Origin of the sequence: Ferrithrix thermotolerans DSM 19514, assembly GCF_900128965.1 — a bacterium.
Lineage (GTDB): Bacteria > Actinomycetota > Acidimicrobiia > Acidimicrobiales > Acidimicrobiaceae > Ferrithrix > Ferrithrix thermotolerans.
Genome location: NZ_FQUL01000014.1, coordinates 40710 through 59212 on the forward strand (window position 1 = coordinate 40710; position 18503 = coordinate 59212).

Consider the following 18503-nt stretch of genomic DNA (forward strand, 5'->3'; position numbering starts at 1 on the left):
GAATCACCAACAATGGCCAGCACAGCTCCAACCTCTACGGTATCTCCCTCATCGACAAGGATCTCGGTCACGACTCCCGCCTCATTTGACGGTACCTCAGAGTCCACCTTGTCGGTGGATACCTCGAATAGCGGTTCGTCTTTTTCGACTGTATCTCCTACTTTTTTCAACCACTTTGTGATCGTTCCTTCGGTCACTGATTCACCCAGCTGCGGCATTCTGATCTCAGCCAATGTGCAAACCCCTTCCTGTTAGAGCTAGAACTGTTTCACCAAACGACTCAGATAACGTGGGGTGTGGCTGTATGAACTGACCAATTTCTTCTGGCGTCGCCTCCCAGTTAACCGCCAGATACCCCTGGCCCAACTGCTCGGTAACCCAGGGACCTACCATATGCACACCGAGAATCTTTCCCGCTTTACCGTTCGACAGTCTCTCCGCCACTATCTTCACCATGCCTTGAGTTTCACCGAGGATCCTTGCCCTCGAATTACCACCGAACTGATCTTTTTTGACCAAAATGTCATAACCCATGTTACGAGCCTGGTTCTCGGTAAGTCCGGCAAACGCAACCTCTGGGTTGGTGTAGATACACCATGGAACCGAGGAATACTCGACTGGAACAGCATATTCGCCGAGGATTGTCTTTATAGCTACGATTGCTTCGGCAAACCCAACGTGCGCTAATTGGGCAGTATTGACAATATCACCAATTGCGTATACACCTTGCTCGCTGGTTCGCATGTATGGATCAACCTTCACAAATCCTCTAGCATCCAGCTCTACCGAAGCGTCTGACCCCAACATAGCATCGGTGTTCGGCCTCCGACCGACCGAGACGATAATAGCGTTTACCCTCAACTCTTGGCCGTCTCCAAACAGGAGCTTGGTGTAGTCGCCGTCGGGTTGATGGGCGGTAACAGAGGTTCCAGTATGGATAGTGATACCCCTTTTCCTAAAGGATCTCTTCACCACATCGGCAATATCCTCGTCACAGCCCGCAAGTATCGAAGGGAGCGCCTCGATGATAGTAACTTCAGCTCCCATATCACAAAGCATTGAAGCAAACTCACAACCTATCGCTCCTCCACCAACAACCGCCACAGATTGGGGAAGTTCATTAAGCGCCAGGAACTCATCGGAGGTCATCACGTAACGGCCGTCAGGCTCAAATCCGGGAAAGGTACGTGGCACCGAGCCGGTAGCTAAAATTATACTCTCACCATGAACTGTGTTTCCATCGGATAGGGAGACCATGCCGTTGCCCTCATAACGTCCAGACGCCTCCACGATAGCGATACCGCGTCCCTTCATCAACCCGCTAAGGCCGCGCCATAATTGATCGACGACTTTCTGCTTTCTTGATTGTGCCACAGAAAAGTCGTACGTAGGCGAGGGAGAAGAGATGCCAAACTCGGAGGCTTCAAGGACAGTCCTATAAACTGAAGCCGTCTCTAAATACTCTTTAGCAGGAACACAACCCCTATGGAGACAGGTACCTCCTACCTTTTCCTTCTCCACCACGCACACACTAAGACCAGCGGACGCCCCATAGAGAGCCGCCGCATAACCTCCTGGTCCACCACCTAGAACAACAACATCAAACTCGTTAGAGATCGGTCTCACCTCCTCACCACGGTTATACACTACTTCGTGACCCGATCAACCTCTCCTATAACTGAACGAATATAGGAACAAAGCAAAACTACAAGATGTCTGCAGACAAAGAATACAACACACAACACAAGTTAAACACAACTGATCTCTTATCTGTCGGCAAATACGACTCCTTGCGTGATAAGTGGATAGCGTTCAACTAGCGACCTATTTTCGACTCAGAGCATGCCCCATCTCTCGAAGTTCCTCAAACTCATCGTCACTTAGGTCGATCTCAACAGACCTCACGTTAGCTTCAAGTTGTGACACGGAAGACGCTCCGGGGATGACAACAACATTGGGCAACTTCAAAAGCCATGCAAGCGAGATCTGTGCTGGTGTAGCATCGTAAGTCCGAGCCAACTCATTGAGGCGAGAGAGAAGCGGTCGAGCCTTTAGGAGGAACTCGTCTCTGAAGTTGGGCGTATATCGCCTAAACCCGCTCGGCTTGGAATCGACGCCGTAGCGCCCGCCGAGCAAACCTTGCTCCAAAGGAGAGTATGCGATCAGTACTCTATCGTGAGCTAACGCCCAAGGATGCATCTCCAACAAAGGACCTTGAGTTATGAGCGAAAGATGAACCTGATTCGATATCAGTGGTCTCCCCAGTGTGAGTTCTGCTCGCTTCCAGTAATCAAGGGAAAAATTAGAGACGCCAGCATACCTTATGGTTCCTCGGTCTAACAGTCTTCTAATCCCACCTACTTGCAACTCCAGAGGGAAAAGTGCGTTCGGGAAGTGAAGCTGGTACAGATCGATCACATCGGTCTTGAGCCGCTTTGCACTTGAATAGGCTCGCTCCACCAAGACAGAAGGGAGCGGAACTATCGGAAAGAACTTTGTCGCCAGGAAGGCTTTAGATCGGTCAGTCTCTACCGTCCCTCCCACGATCTTCTCCGACGCTCCAAATCCGTAGAGTTCTGCCGTGTCAATGAAGTTAACCTTGAGCTCGATTGCTCTGTGCAGAATCTCCTTTGCTGTCGACTGCGCGTAGCTTCCTCCATATCCCCATTCTTTGGAACCAAACTGCCAAGTGCCAACGCCGATAGCAGATACCGAATCATCTCCAAGCTTTACGAACTTCATAGTTAGTTATGCTAAGGCAACTGAACAAAATATGCACAGCCGACCTATCGGTTAGTCACATCAGACTCTATCTGTTACTTCGGGGCCATTCTTAGCGCTCCATCGAGCCTGATCACCTCGCCGTTTATGTATCCGTTGTCGCAAATCGAAAGCACCAACTTGGCGTAGTCCTCGGGAGTACCTAGCCGATGTGGAAATGGCACACCAGCAGCCAGAGCTGCTCTTGCTTCTTCTGGCAAACTACCTAGTAGTGGGGTGTCAATGATTCCCGGAGCTATAGTTACCACCCTCACGCCCACCACCGCTAAGTCCCTAGCAGCCGGCAGCGTCATACCCACGATTCCACCCTTAGACGCTGAATATGCAATTTGACCAATCTGTCCATCGAAGGCTGCAATCGAAGCTGTGTTTACAACCACACCTCTTTCACCGAACTCCAGCGGATCCGTCTTTGCCATTATAGAAGCGGCCACCGCCATGACGTTGAAGGTACCGATCAGGTTCACCTGTATGACCTTTGAGAACGATTCGACATCGTGAGGCGCTCCATCGCGACTAAGAACGCGCTTTGCCACGCCAATACCGGCACAGTTCACTGCAACCCTGAGGGGCAAGTCGCTAGCTATGGATCCCAGGGTTGACTCTATTTCCTTTCGATCGGTTACGTCGGTAATGGAGACTGTCACCTTGTCTCCCAAAGCCTCTGCAAGCTTCCTGGCTTTCTCCTCATCACGATCGAGCACAACAACATGGGCACCCTGACTCACCAACGCATGGGTGGTGGCAAGCCCAAGACCAGATGCCCCACCAGTTACAACTGCTGCTACTCCATTTAACTCCATGCACACACACTAGGTCATAAATTTCAAACTGTCACACCACCTACAATAAGCTCACATACGCCTTCACCGCTAACTCCTTGGTAGAACTTACACTTAGTAGAACTAGCAACGTCTCAGCCAGCGACCTGGTGCCTGACACCTGCAAACCAGTGAAACCATCTGAACGATTCCTCAATCGACACGTACTTGATAAGCATGATCGATGATTGTTTTTTACGGATCCAGGTTGGAGCAGTCACGCAGATCATCAACTTCTAGCACAAAGCAAAGTATTACTGCTTAACTCCGCTACTTAGAGAGATCCTCTAACTAGTTCTTATATCGGGTTACTGCTAAAGCCAAAGTCCCATGGTGCAGGGTCCGAAGCGTATTTAAACACCCGATTCCAAGGCCGCCAAAAGTCCTCTTTAGATGACTAAATCTGGCCTCATCACAAGATCCATGGTCGGGTCCCACCAGCTATCAGTGAACCTCCCCGCCCTTACGGACTGGGCTTGCGGTCGCAGAACTGGTCAAAGGTTGCGTGTGGTAAATCTGACGGCTCACACTGTAAAGTGGATTCAAGTGTTTGCCCCAAATACCATCGAGCGGCTAAAAAAGATCTAATTGAAGATGCGCTGACATAGACACAAAAACACAAGTTCATCTAGGCACGTAAAGGTTCGAGGAGAATGGGGCGCATTAGCCGGACTACAAAAGTGTCAAGAAAAGGCTCACGCACATTAGCTACTAACTTCCAGGGCTGCCCTTTGTGCGAGAGAGTCGGCTCTTTCATTGAGGGGATTCCCGCTGTGACCCTTTACCCATTCAAACTCTACCTTACGACTTGGGTTCGTCGCCATGGGAATCAACTCTTTCCAAAGATCAGCGTTTGCCACAGGATCACCCTTCGAGTTACGCCAGCCGTTCTTCACCCACCTCTTCCACCAGGCGTCTTTGAAACAGTTGACGACATATGTGGAGTCCGAGACTACTATTACGTCACCCAGCACATTTTTTAGAGCGTTGATCACTGCGGTCAGTTCCATCCTTTGATTCGTGGTCATAATCTCCGCCCCTGAGTCGTAGTGATCGTCATCGACGATCCAGGCCCATCCACCCGGTCCCGGATTACCAAGACACGCACCGTCGGTAAAAACTCTTATCACTAGAACTCCTTGTAGATGAGGTCAATATCCTAACGACGACCATACCAGTGAAATACTTCATCGCGCTAAGGTAGACAAGTAGAACGGGAGGTGCAATACTAACAAAGTGATATTCGACGGATTTTCTCACCAGCTTCCAGACATTGACCCCGAAGAAACCTCTGAATGGCTCGACTCCTTTCATGAGTTAGTCGAGATAAAAGGTCGATCTAGGGCAACCTATCTCCTAATGAGACTACTAGAGGCCGCCCGTGAACAACAGGTTGGGATACCAGCCACAGTCACGACCCCCTACATAAATACCATTCCCCCTGAGCAGGAGCCATGGTTCCCAGGAGATGAGTACCTAGAGCGCCGAATTAGGGCTTACATCCGATGGAACGCAGCGGTAATGGTTACTAGAGCCAACATATCCTCCGACGGAATAGGAGGTCACCTATCCACATACGCCTCGTCTGCCGCTTTATACGAAGTAGGATTCAATCACTTCTTCAGGGGAAGCGAGAATCGAGATGTAGCGGACATGATCTACTTCCAAGGCCACGCCTCGCCCGGTATCTATGCGCGAGCCTTCATTGAAGGTAGGCTCAGTGAGGAACAGATGGATGGATTCCGAAGGGAAGTGGACGGAAAGGGTTTGTCATCCTACCCCCACCCAAGACTAATGCCGGAATTTTGGCAGTTTCCAACGGTCTCAATGGGGCTCGGACCAATCGCAGCAATCTACCAGGCTCAGTTCAACCGCTACATGGAGCATCGCCACCTCAAAGACACCCAAGGAGCAAAGGTTTGGGCGTTTGTTGGTGACGGAGAGTTCGACGAACCTGAAACAGTTGGAGCACTCTCTGTTGCTGGGCGAGAACACCTCGATAACTTGGTGTTCGTCGTGAATTGCAACCTGCAACGGCTGGATGGACCTGTAAGAGGCAACGGAAAGATCATCCAGGAACTTGAGGCTCTTTTCCGTGGCGCTGGATGGAACGTTATCAAAGTTATCTGGGGCACGAAGTGGGACGAACTCCTCATGCGTGACGTCGACGGAGTGTTGCTCAACAAAATGAACACCACCACTGATGGTGAGTTCCAAAAGTATGCGACTGAGTCTGGAGCCTACATTCGTGAGCACTTCTTTGGTCCAGATCCAAGACTGCGAAAGCTTGTTGAGCACCTAAGCGACGAAGAACTTCAAGCCCTTCCTCGGGGAGGACACGACTACCGCAAACTGTACGGTGCCTACAAAACCGCCATGAGTAACTCGACAAGTCCAACTGCAATATTGGCTAAGACGGTAAAGGGGTGGACGCTAGGTCCAGATATCGAAGCCCGTAACTCGACGCATCAGATCAAAAAGATGACGAAGGCGCAGCTACTTACACTGCGTGATCGCCTGCATCTGCAGGACGCTCTAGATGAGTCAGCTCTGGATGAAGAGAAGCCGCCTTATCTGAGACTCCCTGAGGATTCACCAGAGGCGGAGTATCTTAGAACTCGACGGAGGGTTTTAGGAGGCGACCTGCCCAAAAGATACTCCGGGAAAGCATCTCTGCCGATGCCATCATCTGAGGTGTTCCGGGAGTTCTATCTGGGTTCCGGCAAGCAGGCGGTCTCGACCACGATGGCGTTCGCAAAGTTGCTTAGAAATCTGATAAAGGACTCCGAGTTCGGCAAGTATGTGGTGCCGATCGTTCCTGACGAGGCACGTACCTTTGGGCTTGAAGCACTATTTCGAGAAGCCAAAATCTACGCATCCTCTGGACAGCTTTACACACCCGTAGACGCCGGTTTACTTCTGTCCTACTCAGAGTCTCAAGACGGTCAGATACTCGAGATGGGCATCACAGAATCAGGAGCAGCGGCTATGTTCATGGCCGCAGGGACCTCCTACTCGACTCTTGATGTTCCCATGCTACCCGTCTATCTGTTCTATTCAATGTTCGGTTTCCAAAGGACCGGGGATGCGTTTTGGGCCGCAAACGATGCTAGAGCAAGGGGCTTCCTCTTGGGAGCAACAGCTGGGAGAACAACTCTAAATGGCGAGGGACTGCAACACCAAGACGGTCACTCGCACATACTTGCATCAACCGTTCCCTCTGTTATGGCCTACGATCCTGCCTTCGCCTACGAGGTCGCGTGCATCGTGGAACACGGCATCTTGGATATGTACGGACCTGATGGCGGTCATGACCATGTGTACTATATAACTTCGTACAACGAGAACTACGTGATGCCACCTGTGCCCAAAGACACCACAGAGGCGACACTTAAGGACCAAATCATCAAGGGCGCTTACAGATTTGTATCGATGAGTCGCAACCAAGACGACTTTGACCCTATCTCTCAGGCGACCCCAAGGGGTAAAAGGCGCAAGGCTACTATTCTTTTTTCCGGATCGCTCTGGCAAGCGGCGGTTGAAGCAGCCCACACCTTATCTGAGAGGTTCAACGTGGACGTCACCACATATTCGGTAACCTCATACAAGTCTCTGCGCCAAGAAGCCTTGGAGGTAGAACGCTTCAATCGACTACACCCGGCCGAGACACCTAAAAGTCCCTATGTGACTCAGTTACTCACTGGAGAAGGTCCGATAGTCGCAGTAAGCGACTTTATGAAGCTGGTTCCAGATCAGATCGCTCGCTTTGTAGATCGTCCCTTCGTCTCTTTGGGAACCGACGGATTCGGACGTTCCGACACCCGGGAGACTTTGCGGCGGTTTTTCGAGATAGACGAAGGACACATAGTGGTATCTGTCTTAGAACAGCTTATGAGGATGGGCGAGGCGAAGGTCGAAGAGGTACAGGACGCCATCGCTTATTACAAGATAACCTATGAACGCAACGACCCAACGGTGAAGCCGTAGCACCGACTAGTCCAAAGTTCATTCAACTAAATCGTCCAGCCAGCTACTAAAAGGAGCTTTTCCGATGTACTTGACCACGCAGGAGAGTCACAACGAACTTCTAGAGATGGATCCCCTAGCGCTTCTAATCGGCATGCTGCTCGACCAACAGATTCCCATGGAGAGAGCCTTCAGCGCGCCGGCCCTCCTAAAGGAACGACTCGGCGGCGACCTAGACGCTGCAGCCATCGCACTTATGGACGTAGACGCGCTTACAGAGATCTTTTCCCAAAAACCAGCTCTCCACAGGTTTCCACGGTCCATGGCTAAGCGATGCATTGCACTTTGTGAGATCATTGCAAACAATTATGGCAACGATGCTGCTAAGGTCTGGCGAGATGCGACTAACGGGGAAGATCTTGTTCAAAGGATAAGCGCACTACCGGGATTCGGGGAACAAAAGGCCAAGATCTTCGCTGCTCTATTGGCTAAGCAGTTTAACGTGCGGCCAAGTGGCTGGCGAGAAGCTACTGCTCCATTTGGGGAAGAAGGGGTTCACATGTCAGTTGCAGACATAACCTCACAGGAGACCCTTCGCCTAGTCAAAGAGTACAAAGCCCAAATGAAGGCTCAAAAACACTGAGATCTCAAAGGCTTGAGCGACATAGTGGACGAGTTCGACATCGATAAACGGAGCCTTTATCTCTGCACGCCGATAGTGCCGAATCTAGAAGTGTTCGTTGAGAGCGTAATTCTAGGAGGAGTAGACATTGTACAGCTTAGGGAGAAGAGCGCAAGTGACCGAGAGATCTTAAAGGCAGCACAAGGCATCCAGCCCATCTGCAAGAAACACTCCGTACCATTTATCATAAACGATCGAGTTGACATAGCTCTAATGAGCGAAGCAGATGGCGTTCATGTAGGACAAGAGGACCTTCCAGCCACAGACGTGCGCCAAATCATTGGTCGCAAAAGGATCCTTGGCCTGTCAACTCACTCCAAAGTGGAGCTGGACGAAGCGGTCGGATGTCCCGTTGATTACGTATCGGTGGGACCCATCGAGCCAACACCGACCAAACCGGGAAGACCAGGCACAGGAAAGAAGTACCTCAAGTACGCATCCGAGGTATGCCCCATTCCTTTTTTTGTCACCGGGGGAGTTCAACCAGAGAATGTGACTGACCTCAAACAGTTAGGTGCAACTAGGTTCGTTGTGGTTCGATATCTGGTTCAAGCTGAGGATCCTTTCATCGCAGCACAGTCCCTGCGGAGAGCTATCGGTTAGAGAGGCCAGCCTGCTTTTTTGCTAGAAGTTGCGATCTAGCCAGCCAGCCAAGACTGCGTACAGCTGAGGATCGTAGCGCAAAGACACGTCGTCGGTCAGAAACGAGTGTATCTCCGTCTTTTTATTGCTCACGATGTCTGTGGCGAAGACGTCAACTCTGGACCGATAACGCTTAGTCGTTACAATCACAAGAATTGGCATCCTCCCAAAGGCGTTGCGGCCCTTCGATTCAACCTTTTCCACGTCTTCCGTCAACTTCTCAAGGTTGTAACCTGATGCTAAACGCACAGAACTCAACGACAGTCGACTAAGCAAGGAGCTAGGATCTATCAAACCTCGAGGACCAATATCACTACCCACAACTACTACACCTGATATCTCATCGGACGATAGCGCAGCGGCTAAGAAAACCGATCCCATCACATCGAAGCCAACGAACACTACCTCTCTACTGGGATAGAGGCCCCGAACGGAACGGATCACACAGTTAACGTCTTTAAGAGCTCCATCTACCGAGAAAACCCCCTCTGACTCCCCTACTCCCGAGGGCCAATAGGAAAGAACTGGCCATCCCGTTAGAGTCGACACTCTTTGTGCGGCTTCTACACCCTGTTCATGTAAAGAAGTTGGCCTCGCTCCAAGTATAAATCCCTGAGACAACACCAAGATTGGGGTATTTAGAGGTTCTTCACTTTTGAGAGCAACTTCCTGAAGGTAAAAGTCGAGATTTCCTTGCTCCCCTCTCAGGCTATCCATACTGACCACGTCTCACATCAACACCTATCTGACCTTTGAACCTAACGGGCGAGTAACTTCGGTTCTAGAGACTATGTTAGTCCCGTGGACAAGCCAGAGATTTGGATAGTTGCCAACTTAGAACTCGGCCCTAAGTTTCAAGATCAAGCAACTTTGGTAGCCGAAGCCATAAACAAAGAAGGACTTCACGCAAGAGTAGTCGACTCTTTGGAGCTCGCAGTGTTAGTCTCTACTGACGAGCAGGAGCGTCAGATATCGATTACCAACGATCAACTCCCAGATATCGCAGTCATGCAGATTAAAGATACCGCCCTGAACTTGGCGCTTGAGTCTTTGGACGTAATAACCATAAATTCGTCTCATACGGTCAGGGTTTGCGACGACAAGGCTCTAACCCACCTCTACTTGGTCAAAGAAGGAGTTCCTACACCGTCTACACTGATTGCACCTGAGCGTTATCCGGGGCAGCCTTCAAGAGAGACTATCATCGTGCAATCAGAAGATATTTTTGGGTACCCCGTTGTTGTGAAAGCCACAAAGGGGTCTTTTGGCAAGGAGGTTTTTCGGGCAAACAACAGGGAAGAACTCTTGGCCCACATCGATTCTTTCAAAGACCGGGCATTTTTACTGCAAAGATACATTGCCACACCTAACAATCAGGACTTCCGCCTCCAAGTCATCGACGGAAAGATGGTCGCTGCAGTAGCGAGACAACCAAGTGAGAGGGGCGAGTTTCGTGCCAACCTCACTCTAGGTGCATCTGGTATAGCGATCGATCCCCACCCTCACCTATCTGAGTTGGCCATAAGAGCATCTAAAGCGGTTGGAGCAATAACAGCGGGCGTAGACATAGTTGTCGATCAACAAGGGTCTGCCTACGTCTTAGAGGTCAACTCAAACGCCCACTTTAGACGCATATCGGAGATCACTGGCATCGACGTAGCGTTATGTCTAGCAAAGAGCATCCGCAGGATCACGACAGAAGATCATCTACTCAAATGACACCTGCTGCTAAAGACGTTCTCATTCTTTACTCTCGTCACGAACTAAAGAGAAATCAATTTTTCGTAAAGCAACTTAGAGGTGCGCTAAGGGGTTCAGGCGTAAAAACCAAGGTACTAAGCACCGAGACGATTAAGAACTATAGCAACAAAGGCCTGGCGTCGACCTGTTCAGATGTAGCCCTTATCTTGATGCGGTCGAGAGATACCTCACTCGCTACAGCACTATCGCAGCTCCAGATCAAAGTGCTGAACGATCCGTGGCTGCTTAAGCTGGCAACCGACAAGTACAGCACGTACATCTTTGCAAAGGAGATGAGTATCGCTACCCCACCGACGAAAGTCTTGACCCCGGAGCAACTGAAAGATCTTCCGTTCGATTATCCATATGTCGTAAAAGATCGATTTGGTCACGGTGGGGATAGTGTCTTCTTAGTTTCCGACCCGATATCCGCCCAAAGGTACATACCTTGTGCCACGTCAAACAATCTGGTCGTTCAGCCCTTTGTACATGACGTCGTGGCTGAATGGAGAGCTTACGTAGTTGGAGATGAGATTTTTGCCTGGGTAAAGAAGGTACCCAGGCCAGGAGAGTTTAGAGCAAACTACGCGTGTGGCAGCTCTATATCGATATCTGCGCCGCCCGATGAAGTCCACTCCGTCGCCAAAAGGATCAAATCTGTGCTAGGAAGCGGGCTCTATGGAATCGATATCATTGAGACAAGGAACAGCTGTATTCTTGGAGAGATCGAGGATCCTGTTGGTTTTAGAGCCCTTTATATACTTGGGAAAGACCCCACTACCGCTATCGCCAACTTTGTACAGCGATACGCTAAGTCCTAGTCTCTTCCTTGACCGCATACTCTTGATAAACCTCGAAGGCTCGAGGTCCCCAGACGGTACCTGGACCTCCCATCATCGCAATGGCAACTCCAATAGCCTCAGCCACTTCTTGTTCGGTGGCACCTTTGCGAATTGCAGAAGAGACGTGACTGACAATACATCCATCACACTCTTGAGATATGGCGATCACCAAGGCCAGTAACTCTTTAAACTTGCCACTTAGAGCTCCATCTTCATAAGCAGCCCGATGAAGTCCAGCAAACCCTCGATAGACCTCCGGGATATGCTTTCGCAACTCCCTTCCCGAGTCTCGAAGCGACTCAGAGAGGTCGTGGTACTTGCCTTCAGACACAGCTGTTCCTTCCTAGTTGTCCTACTTACCTAAAGATCTACGGAGCGCTTTGCAGATCTCTTGGTAATCTGATTCGTTCGCCAGAGCTTCATAGCATTTGCAAAAAGGGTCACGAACGCCACTAACGCCACCACCACCCATGTTATCGAGCTTCTAGCCCCGACACCGAGAAAGACCGACACCGCCACTATCAATGACAACAAGTTCAGCTTACGCACACTAAGAAAACGACGCCCACCTCGACGACGTAGCGCAGATGAACTCGCAAACACCTGGTCGTAAAGATCACCAACGTACTTTGCTTTCTCGATGGCTCCAAGCCTGACTATGTACTCGGAGTGATTAATCTTCCCGCTACGCAACGAGTCGAGAAGCAGGGCTTTCGCCCGCTCTACGTCGTCTTCGGTAACCTTGATCATCCAACGAGGCACTCTTGGCTCTCCAAACAACTGTGATAGGCTCCAACTGACCTTCTACCCACGAACACATTCTAGCGATATCTGAAGTAAGAGTTTCTCTAAACCCAGCATGCGCTGGCTAGGGTGCTGACTTCGAATTGATAATCATCACCCAATAGAGCACCTCACGGAGTTGCAACTTTCTCTATCGGCGTCCTTTGGCTATCACTTGATCCACGGCACTCAGCCGAACTTGTTTTCAGTCTCCGCCAACAAGGAAGGTTTCCGCCATCGGAATGTAGCCAGCACTTTGTACTAGTAGTTGCAAATCAAGCACCAGTCACGCTCCAAACCTATCTAGGACAACCACCCTCGGGCCTATGTCATAACTCTCGATAGCACTAACCCACCCATTTGATCTTTGGAGGGCTTTCTAACCACCGCTAAAGTGAAGTTTGACCATCTACAGCTACGGTTGGCAAACTTACATCTGATGCAAGCTCAGATATAAGAAGGAGTTGCCGGATACGCCTTAGTCCGAAGAGATGAAGGCAAATCTTTCCATGGTGGCAGCGATAATCAAGGCGATTATTTGCATCGTAACGAGATCGCCACCACGAAGGATATCCAAATAACAGTGACACATCCTCTCCAACTCTCGGAGGGATAAATAGTCCATCTGGAACTACACAGCGAGTTAAACAGCCAAATGCGCTTAGTCGGCTCTGCTCAAAGAAACCTCATTCAACCATCCGCCGCAAGTCTTGCAAGACCTAGATTCCGATGGAGGTGGCTAGCTTTGACCTGAAGTAGGAAGAGTCTCCAAACATCAGTTGAGATGACTTTGCTCTTTTGAAGTATAGATGAGCATCGTGCTCCCACGTAAATCCTATACCACCGTGTATCTGGATGTTCTCCGAGGCAGCCAGGTAAAAAGCGTCTGCGCAGAAAGCCTTGGCTAAAGGTGCTGCTACTCTAAGCTCCTCTGGGTCGTTGTCAGCAGCCCAGGCACCGTAGTATGCTGCAGATTTGCCCGACTCTACCTCAACCAACATATCAGCGCACTTGTGCTTGATCGCCTGAAAGCTGCCGATCGGTCGTCCGAACTGGATCCTTACCTTGGCGTAGTCAACCGCCATCTCCAGAACTCTTTGTGCTCCACCCATCATCTCATTAGCGAGTTGCACACAAGCAATATCCCTTAGACGTTCAAAGATCTCCTCTCCGGATCCCTCCGAACCGAGCAACGAAGCAGGGGCGTCATTCAGTTCTACAATAGCCAACCGTCTGGTCAGGTCTAACGAAGGCTGTTCAGAAACTACAACTCCCGCCGACTTTGCCTCGACATGAAACAGCGAGATACCTTGCGGCCCCTTTGCAAAGACTAGCAGGTCTGAAGCCACCTGGCCGTCGATAACGTAGCGCTTCGTATCTTGAAGCCTATAGTTCCCACCATCTGCTGTCGCCTTAGTCTCACATTCCGTCACCCCGACGTCGTGAGGCTTTTCAAACATTGCGACTGCCACACGTCCTTCTCCTGAGCTTATTAGGGGTAACAACTTAGACTTTGCCTCTTCGTCCGACGACAGCATGATTGCGTTCGCACCTAAGACAACTGATGAAAGATACGGGATCGGAGCCAAAGCACGTCCCAGCTCTTCGAGTACAATCGCTTGCTCGACCGACCCAAAACCCAGACCACCGTAGGCTTCAGGAATCGCGATACCACAAAGACCTAGCTGTTCGGCAGCCTGCGTCCAGAGTACCTCGTCAACCCCGGACTCGGTCTCCATCACCTTTCTAACATTGGATATCGGAGACTTGTCTTCTAGAAATCTCCTCACAGAGTTGCGCAGCTCCTGCTGTTCTTCACTAAAGGCAAAGTTCATTCTTCCTCCTAAACGGCGACCCGTAGGGTAAACTGCAAGTAGAGCACATTGAACGGTTACCCACCGGTCACTAAGCTGTCAATATACTACAACTTATCGAGGGAAAAAATTGGACGCGGAGATACGCTTTGACGACGTTTCCATCTACAGAGTTGTCGTTGGACCAATCGCTAACAACGTCTTCATAGTGCAATGCAATCAGACCGGGGAGTCGATACTTATCGACGCTGCAAACGAACACGAACGGCTTCTTGAGTTATCCAAGACACTTGGGGTAATAAGAGTACTCGAAACTCACGGGCACTGGGATCATATAGGAGCGGTGGAGGCAGTAAGAGACGCTGGAATCGATGTTTCAGTGTCCATTGAAGATGCCAGTCGACTGCCTAGCTACGATCAGACCATAGAAGACGGTCAAGTCATTACCTTTGGTCGTCAAGCTTTGCGGGTCATACACACGCCAGGCCACACCGAGGGTTCACTGTGTTTCGAGCTCATAGAACACGACATATTGTTCACGGGAGACACCCTTTTTCCAGGGGGACCCGGCGCCACAAAGTTCGAAGGAGGAGACTTCAACAAGATCATTGACTCGATAGAGAATCGCATCTTTAGATCATTCCAACCCAAAACCCTCTTACTACCAGGACATGGTGACTTCACCACCGTAGGCAATGAGAGCCCACATCTAGATGAATGGGTAGCAAGAGGATGGTAACGCCCGGCGAATGGTCGCTAACACGTCTAAAACGGCCAATCGCCACAGAACTGATCAACTGACGGAGAAAGCGCTTCACCATGAACGAAACGATCACCAACCTCTTATCACGCCGGTCTGTCGGTCGTCTGTCTGAACCTGGACCCACTGCCGAAGAACTCCAACTGATCTTCAAGGCAGCAGCGAACGCTCCTGATCACGGCAGCCTAAAACCGTTTTCCTTCGTAGTCTTAGAGGATAACACCAAGAAAGCATTCAACGAGGTACTCCTTCAGGCTCTTTATGCGCGCGCAAAATCGAAAGGTCGCGTACCGACCGAAGGACAGATTCAAAAAGAGTCGACAAAACTCGATCGAGCTCCATTGGTGGTAGTAGCGGTTGCAAGGGTCGATCAAGATTCAAGAATCCCTGAGATAGAACAGATTTTGTCTGCCGCTGCCGCAACCGAGAACGTCCTCGTCGCTGCAAAGTCCCTTGGTTACGACACGATGTGGAGAACCGGAGAAGCAACCTACGATCCATTTATCAAGGATCAACTTGGATTAGACGCAAAAGACCATATCATCGGATGGATCTACATCGGAACAGCAACGATACCTGACGAAGAGGCACGAGACCCCGAGGTAACGGAGTTGGTGCATTACTGGCGCCCAGAGATTTAGGGGACTTTGGCAGTATATTTGTAGTATCGTCGTAGTATAAATTCAAGAGGGTAGAATAAGCTCTATGAAAGAGATGCTCCTGGAGGTAGAAAACCTCCACGTTGAGGCCGACGGTGCAAAGATCCTAAAAGGCCTGGACCTCAAGATCGCTCCTGGGGAGCTCCACGTGATCATGGGTCCAAATGGGGCCGGGAAGTCAACGCTAGCCAACGCCTTGATGTCTAACCCCGCCTACGCAATTACCGAAGGGACGGTCCGCTTCAAAGGAGAAGACGTCACCTTGTGGACTCCTGACACCAAGGCGAAGGCAGGGATGTTCCTCGCATTCCAGTATCCCGAAGAGATATCAGGAGTCTCAGTTGTACAGTTTCTTCGCCAGGCGATCTCTGCTCGCAAGGGTATCGATGTATCTGCCTTGGAGGTTCGCTTCGCTCTTATGGAGTGGATGGACAGACTTGGAATGGATCCCGTTTTCGCCGAGCGCCACCTAAATGCAGGATTCTCTGGCGGAGAGAAAAAACGAAATGAGATTCTACAGATGGCTCTACTTGAGCCCGACTTGGCTCTCTTAGATGAGACGGATTCGGGACTCGATATCGATGCACTTAGAACAGTGGCGGACGGAGTCGCTGAGGTAAGAGGCGAAAGACCCGAGATGGGTGTGCTGTTGATCACGCACTACAACCGAATTCTTAGCTACCTTGAACCGGACTTTGTCCACATAGCCATCGGCGGAAAGATTGTAGAGTCGGGCAAAGCCGACCTAGCCCTTGCACTCGAAAGGAGTGGATACGAAAAGTGGCGAACGAACTAGTAGTTGAACTGCCTGATAACGATAAGGTTCTGGACGCTCAAACTGTAAAGCAAGACTTTCCTATCTTCAAAGAGGTTGGTCAAGATCCCTTTGTGTATCTGGATTCAGCAGCCTCTGCACAACGACCTTCGAAGGTATTGGAGGCTATGGATAGCTACTATCATACGACTCATGCCAACGTACATCGCGGTGTGTATCGGGTAGCAGAGCAGGCAACGAACCTTTACGAAGAGGCCCGCTCTCACCTTGGTCGTTTCTTGGGAGCTCCAAAGCCAGAGCTAGAGATCGTTTTTACCAAGAACGCCACCGAAGCGTTCAACCTGTTCGCTCACGGATACGGCAGAAAAATCTTAGGTCCTAACGATGTCGTCCTGTTGACCAAGATGGAGCACCACGCAAACATCGTCCCTTGGATGATCCTGAGAGAGCAGATCGGCTTTGAAATTAGGTTCATCGATATTGATGCCGAAGGCCAACTGGTTCTAGACAACATTGAGCAACAGCTAAAGGGTGTGAAGATCCTCGGAGTTACAATGGCTTCTAACGTACTAGGAACTTTAAACCCCATCAAGCAACTCACGGAGTACGCTCATCAAGAAGGTGCAATCGTCATAGCTGACGGAGCACAGTACTCTCCCCATCTGCCTACGAATCTCCAAGTGTTAGGAGTAGATGCTTACTGCATCACGGGCCACAAGATGCTTGGCCCAACGGGTATAGGCGCCCTCTGGGCGAGGACTTCGATACTAGAGGAGATGTATCCCTTCTTGGGAGGTGGAGAGATGATTCGAAACGTCACCACCGAGGGATTCACAACTAACGACATACCTCATAAGTTTGAAGCAGGTACACCTCCGATCGCTGAGGCGGTGGGGTTGAGCGCTGCGCTAACCTACCTAGAAGAGATCGGCTTGGAGAACATAAGAGCTCACGAACTCAGTCTCACCTCCTATGCTATGGAACAGCTGCACGAGAGACTCGGATCTGAGATCAAGATATTTGGACCAGAGAACCCTAGTGCACGAAGTGGGGTCATCTCCTTTGAGCTCAAAGATGTTCATCCCCACGACGTTTCTCAAATACTTGACCAAGAAGGTGTTTGCGTAAGAGCAGGGCACCACTGCGCCAAGCCACTAATGACGTCACTAAACGTCCCCGCAACGGCGCGCGCGTCTTTTTACCTCTACAACACAGAAAGTGATGTAGATTCACTGGTCAGCGCCCTAGTAAAGACTGTGGAATTTTTTAGATAGAAGGGGATTCAACAATGTCAGGTCTTGAGGACCTCTACAGAGAGATCATACTTGATCACTATAAAAATCCGAGGAACCATGGCACGTTACCGACCCCCCCTGCGGTAATGGAACAGGGATACAATCCACTCTGCGGAGACGAGGTTCGGGTCTACTTACTAATTGAAGACGAGGAGTTGAAGGACATAAGGATCGAGGGACAAGGATGTTCTATATCCCGCTCTTCTGCATCACTTATGACCACTGCAGTAAAGGGCAAGCCGTTGTCTGAGGTTCGCAGGGCTGTAAAGACCTTCAAGAAGATGATGGCGCTAGAAGAGGATAGCGATCTATATGGAGAGGAGATCATCCCCTTTGAGCCTATCAATGAGCGCACCGTAGGAGAGCTCATTGCTCTTCAGGGTGTCGTAAAGTTCCCAGTACGGATAAAGTGCGCAACGCTCCCGTGGAACACTCTTGTCCAAGCCCTTGAGAGCGCCGTACAAAGCTAGATGTCAGGACTGGACTTGCTCACCAAATGGGACACTGAACCCCGCTTACCTATGCGGCCTGTATCGTAGCGGCTTGTTCGAACTTCATTAGCGATACATAGTCGATGCTCAAATGAAGCCTCTTGCAGCTGTACCACTTAGATCCCCTCAAAGATTGCGGTTCTCGCCTCCTATATTGTGTTAAATTCGCTTCGGTAGACGAGCTCTTTTTTGAGTGACGCCCACAAAGACTTATGCCATAGTGTTGTCAGAACTATCTCCAACCATGCCCATCGATTGGGCCATGTAAGCAGGTCGTGTGCCTAAAGTTGTGCAAATAGGCCATAGGGTCTTTGGAACTGTGTCTATCTTAGGAAATGGTTATAGAACTGTCATCGACTTTTGATCTTTATTTAGTCCTTGACAGTGGAAGTAGAGTGTCTATCAGTTATCGAGATCCAAGTAGGCAACCGGTTCATCACAGTGTGGACATA

At 50.2% G+C, this 18503-nt stretch carries 19 protein-coding genes; 10 read left to right on the forward strand and 9 right to left on the reverse strand.

Translation table 11 applies throughout. The features are described from left to right. The 5 genes from BUA24_RS06060 to BUA24_RS06080 form a co-directional block, all read right to left on the reverse strand. Positions 1–218: biotin/lipoyl-containing protein (locus tag BUA24_RS06060; RefSeq protein ID WP_419187300.1), on the reverse strand; the 218-nt coding region annotated here is incomplete at its 3' end. A gap of 7 nt (positions 219–225) precedes the next feature. Beyond that, on the reverse strand, positions 226–1626 hold the full coding sequence (gene lpdA, locus BUA24_RS06065) for a dihydrolipoyl dehydrogenase (protein WP_072790032.1): 1401 nt from the start codon (positions 1624–1626) through the stop codon (positions 226–228). Positions 1627–1824: 198 nt separating this feature from the next. Then, the gene (locus BUA24_RS06070) at positions 1825–2742 is read right to left on the reverse strand and encodes an aldo/keto reductase (protein WP_072789984.1); all 918 of its coding nucleotides are present in this window, start codon (positions 2740–2742) and stop codon (positions 1825–1827) included. Between the two features lie 74 nt (positions 2743–2816). Beyond that, entirely contained in the window at positions 2817–3584 is a 768-nt protein-coding gene (locus BUA24_RS06075) for an SDR family NAD(P)-dependent oxidoreductase (RefSeq protein ID WP_072790036.1), read from the reverse strand. Positions 3585–4306: 722 nt separating this feature from the next. Then, positions 4307–4732, reverse strand: a complete 426-nt coding sequence (locus tag BUA24_RS06080; RefSeq protein WP_072789985.1) for a ribonuclease H family protein — start codon at positions 4730–4732, stop codon at positions 4307–4309. Positions 4733–4838: 106 nt separating this feature from the next. Here BUA24_RS06080 and aceE point away from each other — a divergent pair, with 106 nt between their 5' ends. The 3 genes from aceE (at position 4839) to thiE (ending at position 8853) form a co-directional block, all read left to right on the forward strand. Beyond that, positions 4839–7589 carry a pyruvate dehydrogenase (acetyl-transferring), homodimeric type gene (aceE, locus tag BUA24_RS06085; protein WP_072789988.1) on the forward strand — a complete coding sequence of 917 codons (2751 nt, stop codon included), beginning with the start codon at positions 4839–4841 and terminating at the stop codon, positions 7587–7589. A gap of 64 nt (positions 7590–7653) precedes the next feature. Next, positions 7654–8211 (forward strand): HhH-GPD-type base excision DNA repair protein, encoded by a 558-nt coding sequence (locus tag BUA24_RS06090; protein WP_072789991.1) that lies wholly within the window; start codon positions 7654–7656, stop codon positions 8209–8211. Between the two features lie 24 nt (positions 8212–8235). Continuing rightward, positions 8236–8853: a thiamine phosphate synthase gene (gene thiE, locus BUA24_RS06095; RefSeq protein ID WP_072789994.1), complete on the forward strand. Its 618-nt coding sequence runs from the start codon at positions 8236–8238 to the stop codon at positions 8851–8853. Positions 8854–8874: 21 nt separating this feature from the next. Here the strand turns inward: thiE and BUA24_RS06100 are convergent, their stop codons facing one another. Then, positions 8875–9609, reverse strand: coding sequence for a hypothetical protein (locus BUA24_RS06100; protein WP_072789997.1), 735 nt, complete (start codon positions 9607–9609; stop codon positions 8875–8877). A gap of 84 nt (positions 9610–9693) precedes the next feature. On the opposite strand from BUA24_RS06100, the gene BUA24_RS06105 reads away from it, so the two are divergent. Both BUA24_RS06105 and BUA24_RS06110 read left to right on the forward strand, forming a co-directional pair. After that, positions 9694–10611 carry an ATP-grasp domain-containing protein gene (locus tag BUA24_RS06105; protein ID WP_072790000.1) on the forward strand — a complete coding sequence of 306 codons (918 nt, stop codon included), beginning with the start codon at positions 9694–9696 and terminating at the stop codon, positions 10609–10611. Next, positions 10608–11453 carry an ATP-grasp domain-containing protein gene (locus tag BUA24_RS06110; RefSeq protein WP_072790003.1) on the forward strand — a complete coding sequence of 282 codons (846 nt, stop codon included), beginning with the start codon at positions 10608–10610 and terminating at the stop codon, positions 11451–11453. The genes BUA24_RS06105 and BUA24_RS06110 overlap by 4 nt, the downstream gene beginning before the upstream one ends. Here the strand turns inward: BUA24_RS06110 and BUA24_RS06115 are convergent. The 3 genes from BUA24_RS06115 to BUA24_RS06125 form a co-directional block, all read right to left on the reverse strand. After that, a complete protein-coding gene (locus tag BUA24_RS06115) occupies positions 11443–11805 on the reverse strand; it encodes a carboxymuconolactone decarboxylase family protein (RefSeq protein WP_072790005.1) in 363 nt (120 codons plus the stop codon). The two genes, BUA24_RS06110 and BUA24_RS06115, sit on opposite strands and share 11 nt — an antisense overlap. Before the next feature lie 29 nt (positions 11806–11834). Beyond that, on the reverse strand, positions 11835–12254 hold the full coding sequence (locus BUA24_RS06120; RefSeq protein ID WP_072790008.1) for a DUF1707 domain-containing protein: 420 nt from the start codon (positions 12252–12254) through the stop codon (positions 11835–11837). Between the two features lie 722 nt (positions 12255–12976). Further along, a complete protein-coding gene (locus BUA24_RS06125; protein ID WP_072790011.1) occupies positions 12977–14092 on the reverse strand; it encodes an acyl-CoA dehydrogenase family protein in 1116 nt (371 codons plus the stop codon). 109 nt (positions 14093–14201) lie between these two features. Between BUA24_RS06125 and BUA24_RS06130 the strand changes: the two genes are divergently transcribed. The 5 genes from BUA24_RS06130 (at position 14202) to sufU (ending at position 18030) form a co-directional block, all read left to right on the forward strand. After that, on the forward strand, positions 14202–14810 hold the full coding sequence (locus BUA24_RS06130; RefSeq protein ID WP_072790014.1) for an MBL fold metallo-hydrolase: 609 nt from the start codon (positions 14202–14204) through the stop codon (positions 14808–14810). 80 nt (positions 14811–14890) lie between these two features. Then, on the forward strand, positions 14891–15472 hold the full coding sequence (locus tag BUA24_RS06135; protein WP_072790017.1) for a nitroreductase family protein: 582 nt from the start codon (positions 14891–14893) through the stop codon (positions 15470–15472). A gap of 64 nt (positions 15473–15536) precedes the next feature. Then, positions 15537–16286, forward strand: a complete 750-nt coding sequence (sufC, locus tag BUA24_RS06140) for a Fe-S cluster assembly ATPase SufC (RefSeq protein WP_072790019.1) — start codon at positions 15537–15539, stop codon at positions 16284–16286. Then, positions 16271–17539 (forward strand): aminotransferase class V-fold PLP-dependent enzyme, encoded by a 1269-nt coding sequence (locus tag BUA24_RS06145; protein ID WP_245790321.1) that lies wholly within the window; start codon positions 16271–16273, stop codon positions 17537–17539. Before sufC ends, BUA24_RS06145 begins: the two co-directional genes overlap by 16 nt. A 14-nt stretch (positions 17540–17553) precedes the next feature. Continuing rightward, complete coding sequence (gene sufU / locus BUA24_RS06150; RefSeq protein ID WP_072790021.1) at positions 17554–18030, forward strand: Fe-S cluster assembly sulfur transfer protein SufU; 477 nt, start codon at positions 17554–17556, stop codon at positions 18028–18030. The last annotated feature ends 473 nt before the right edge of the window (positions 18031–18503 follow it).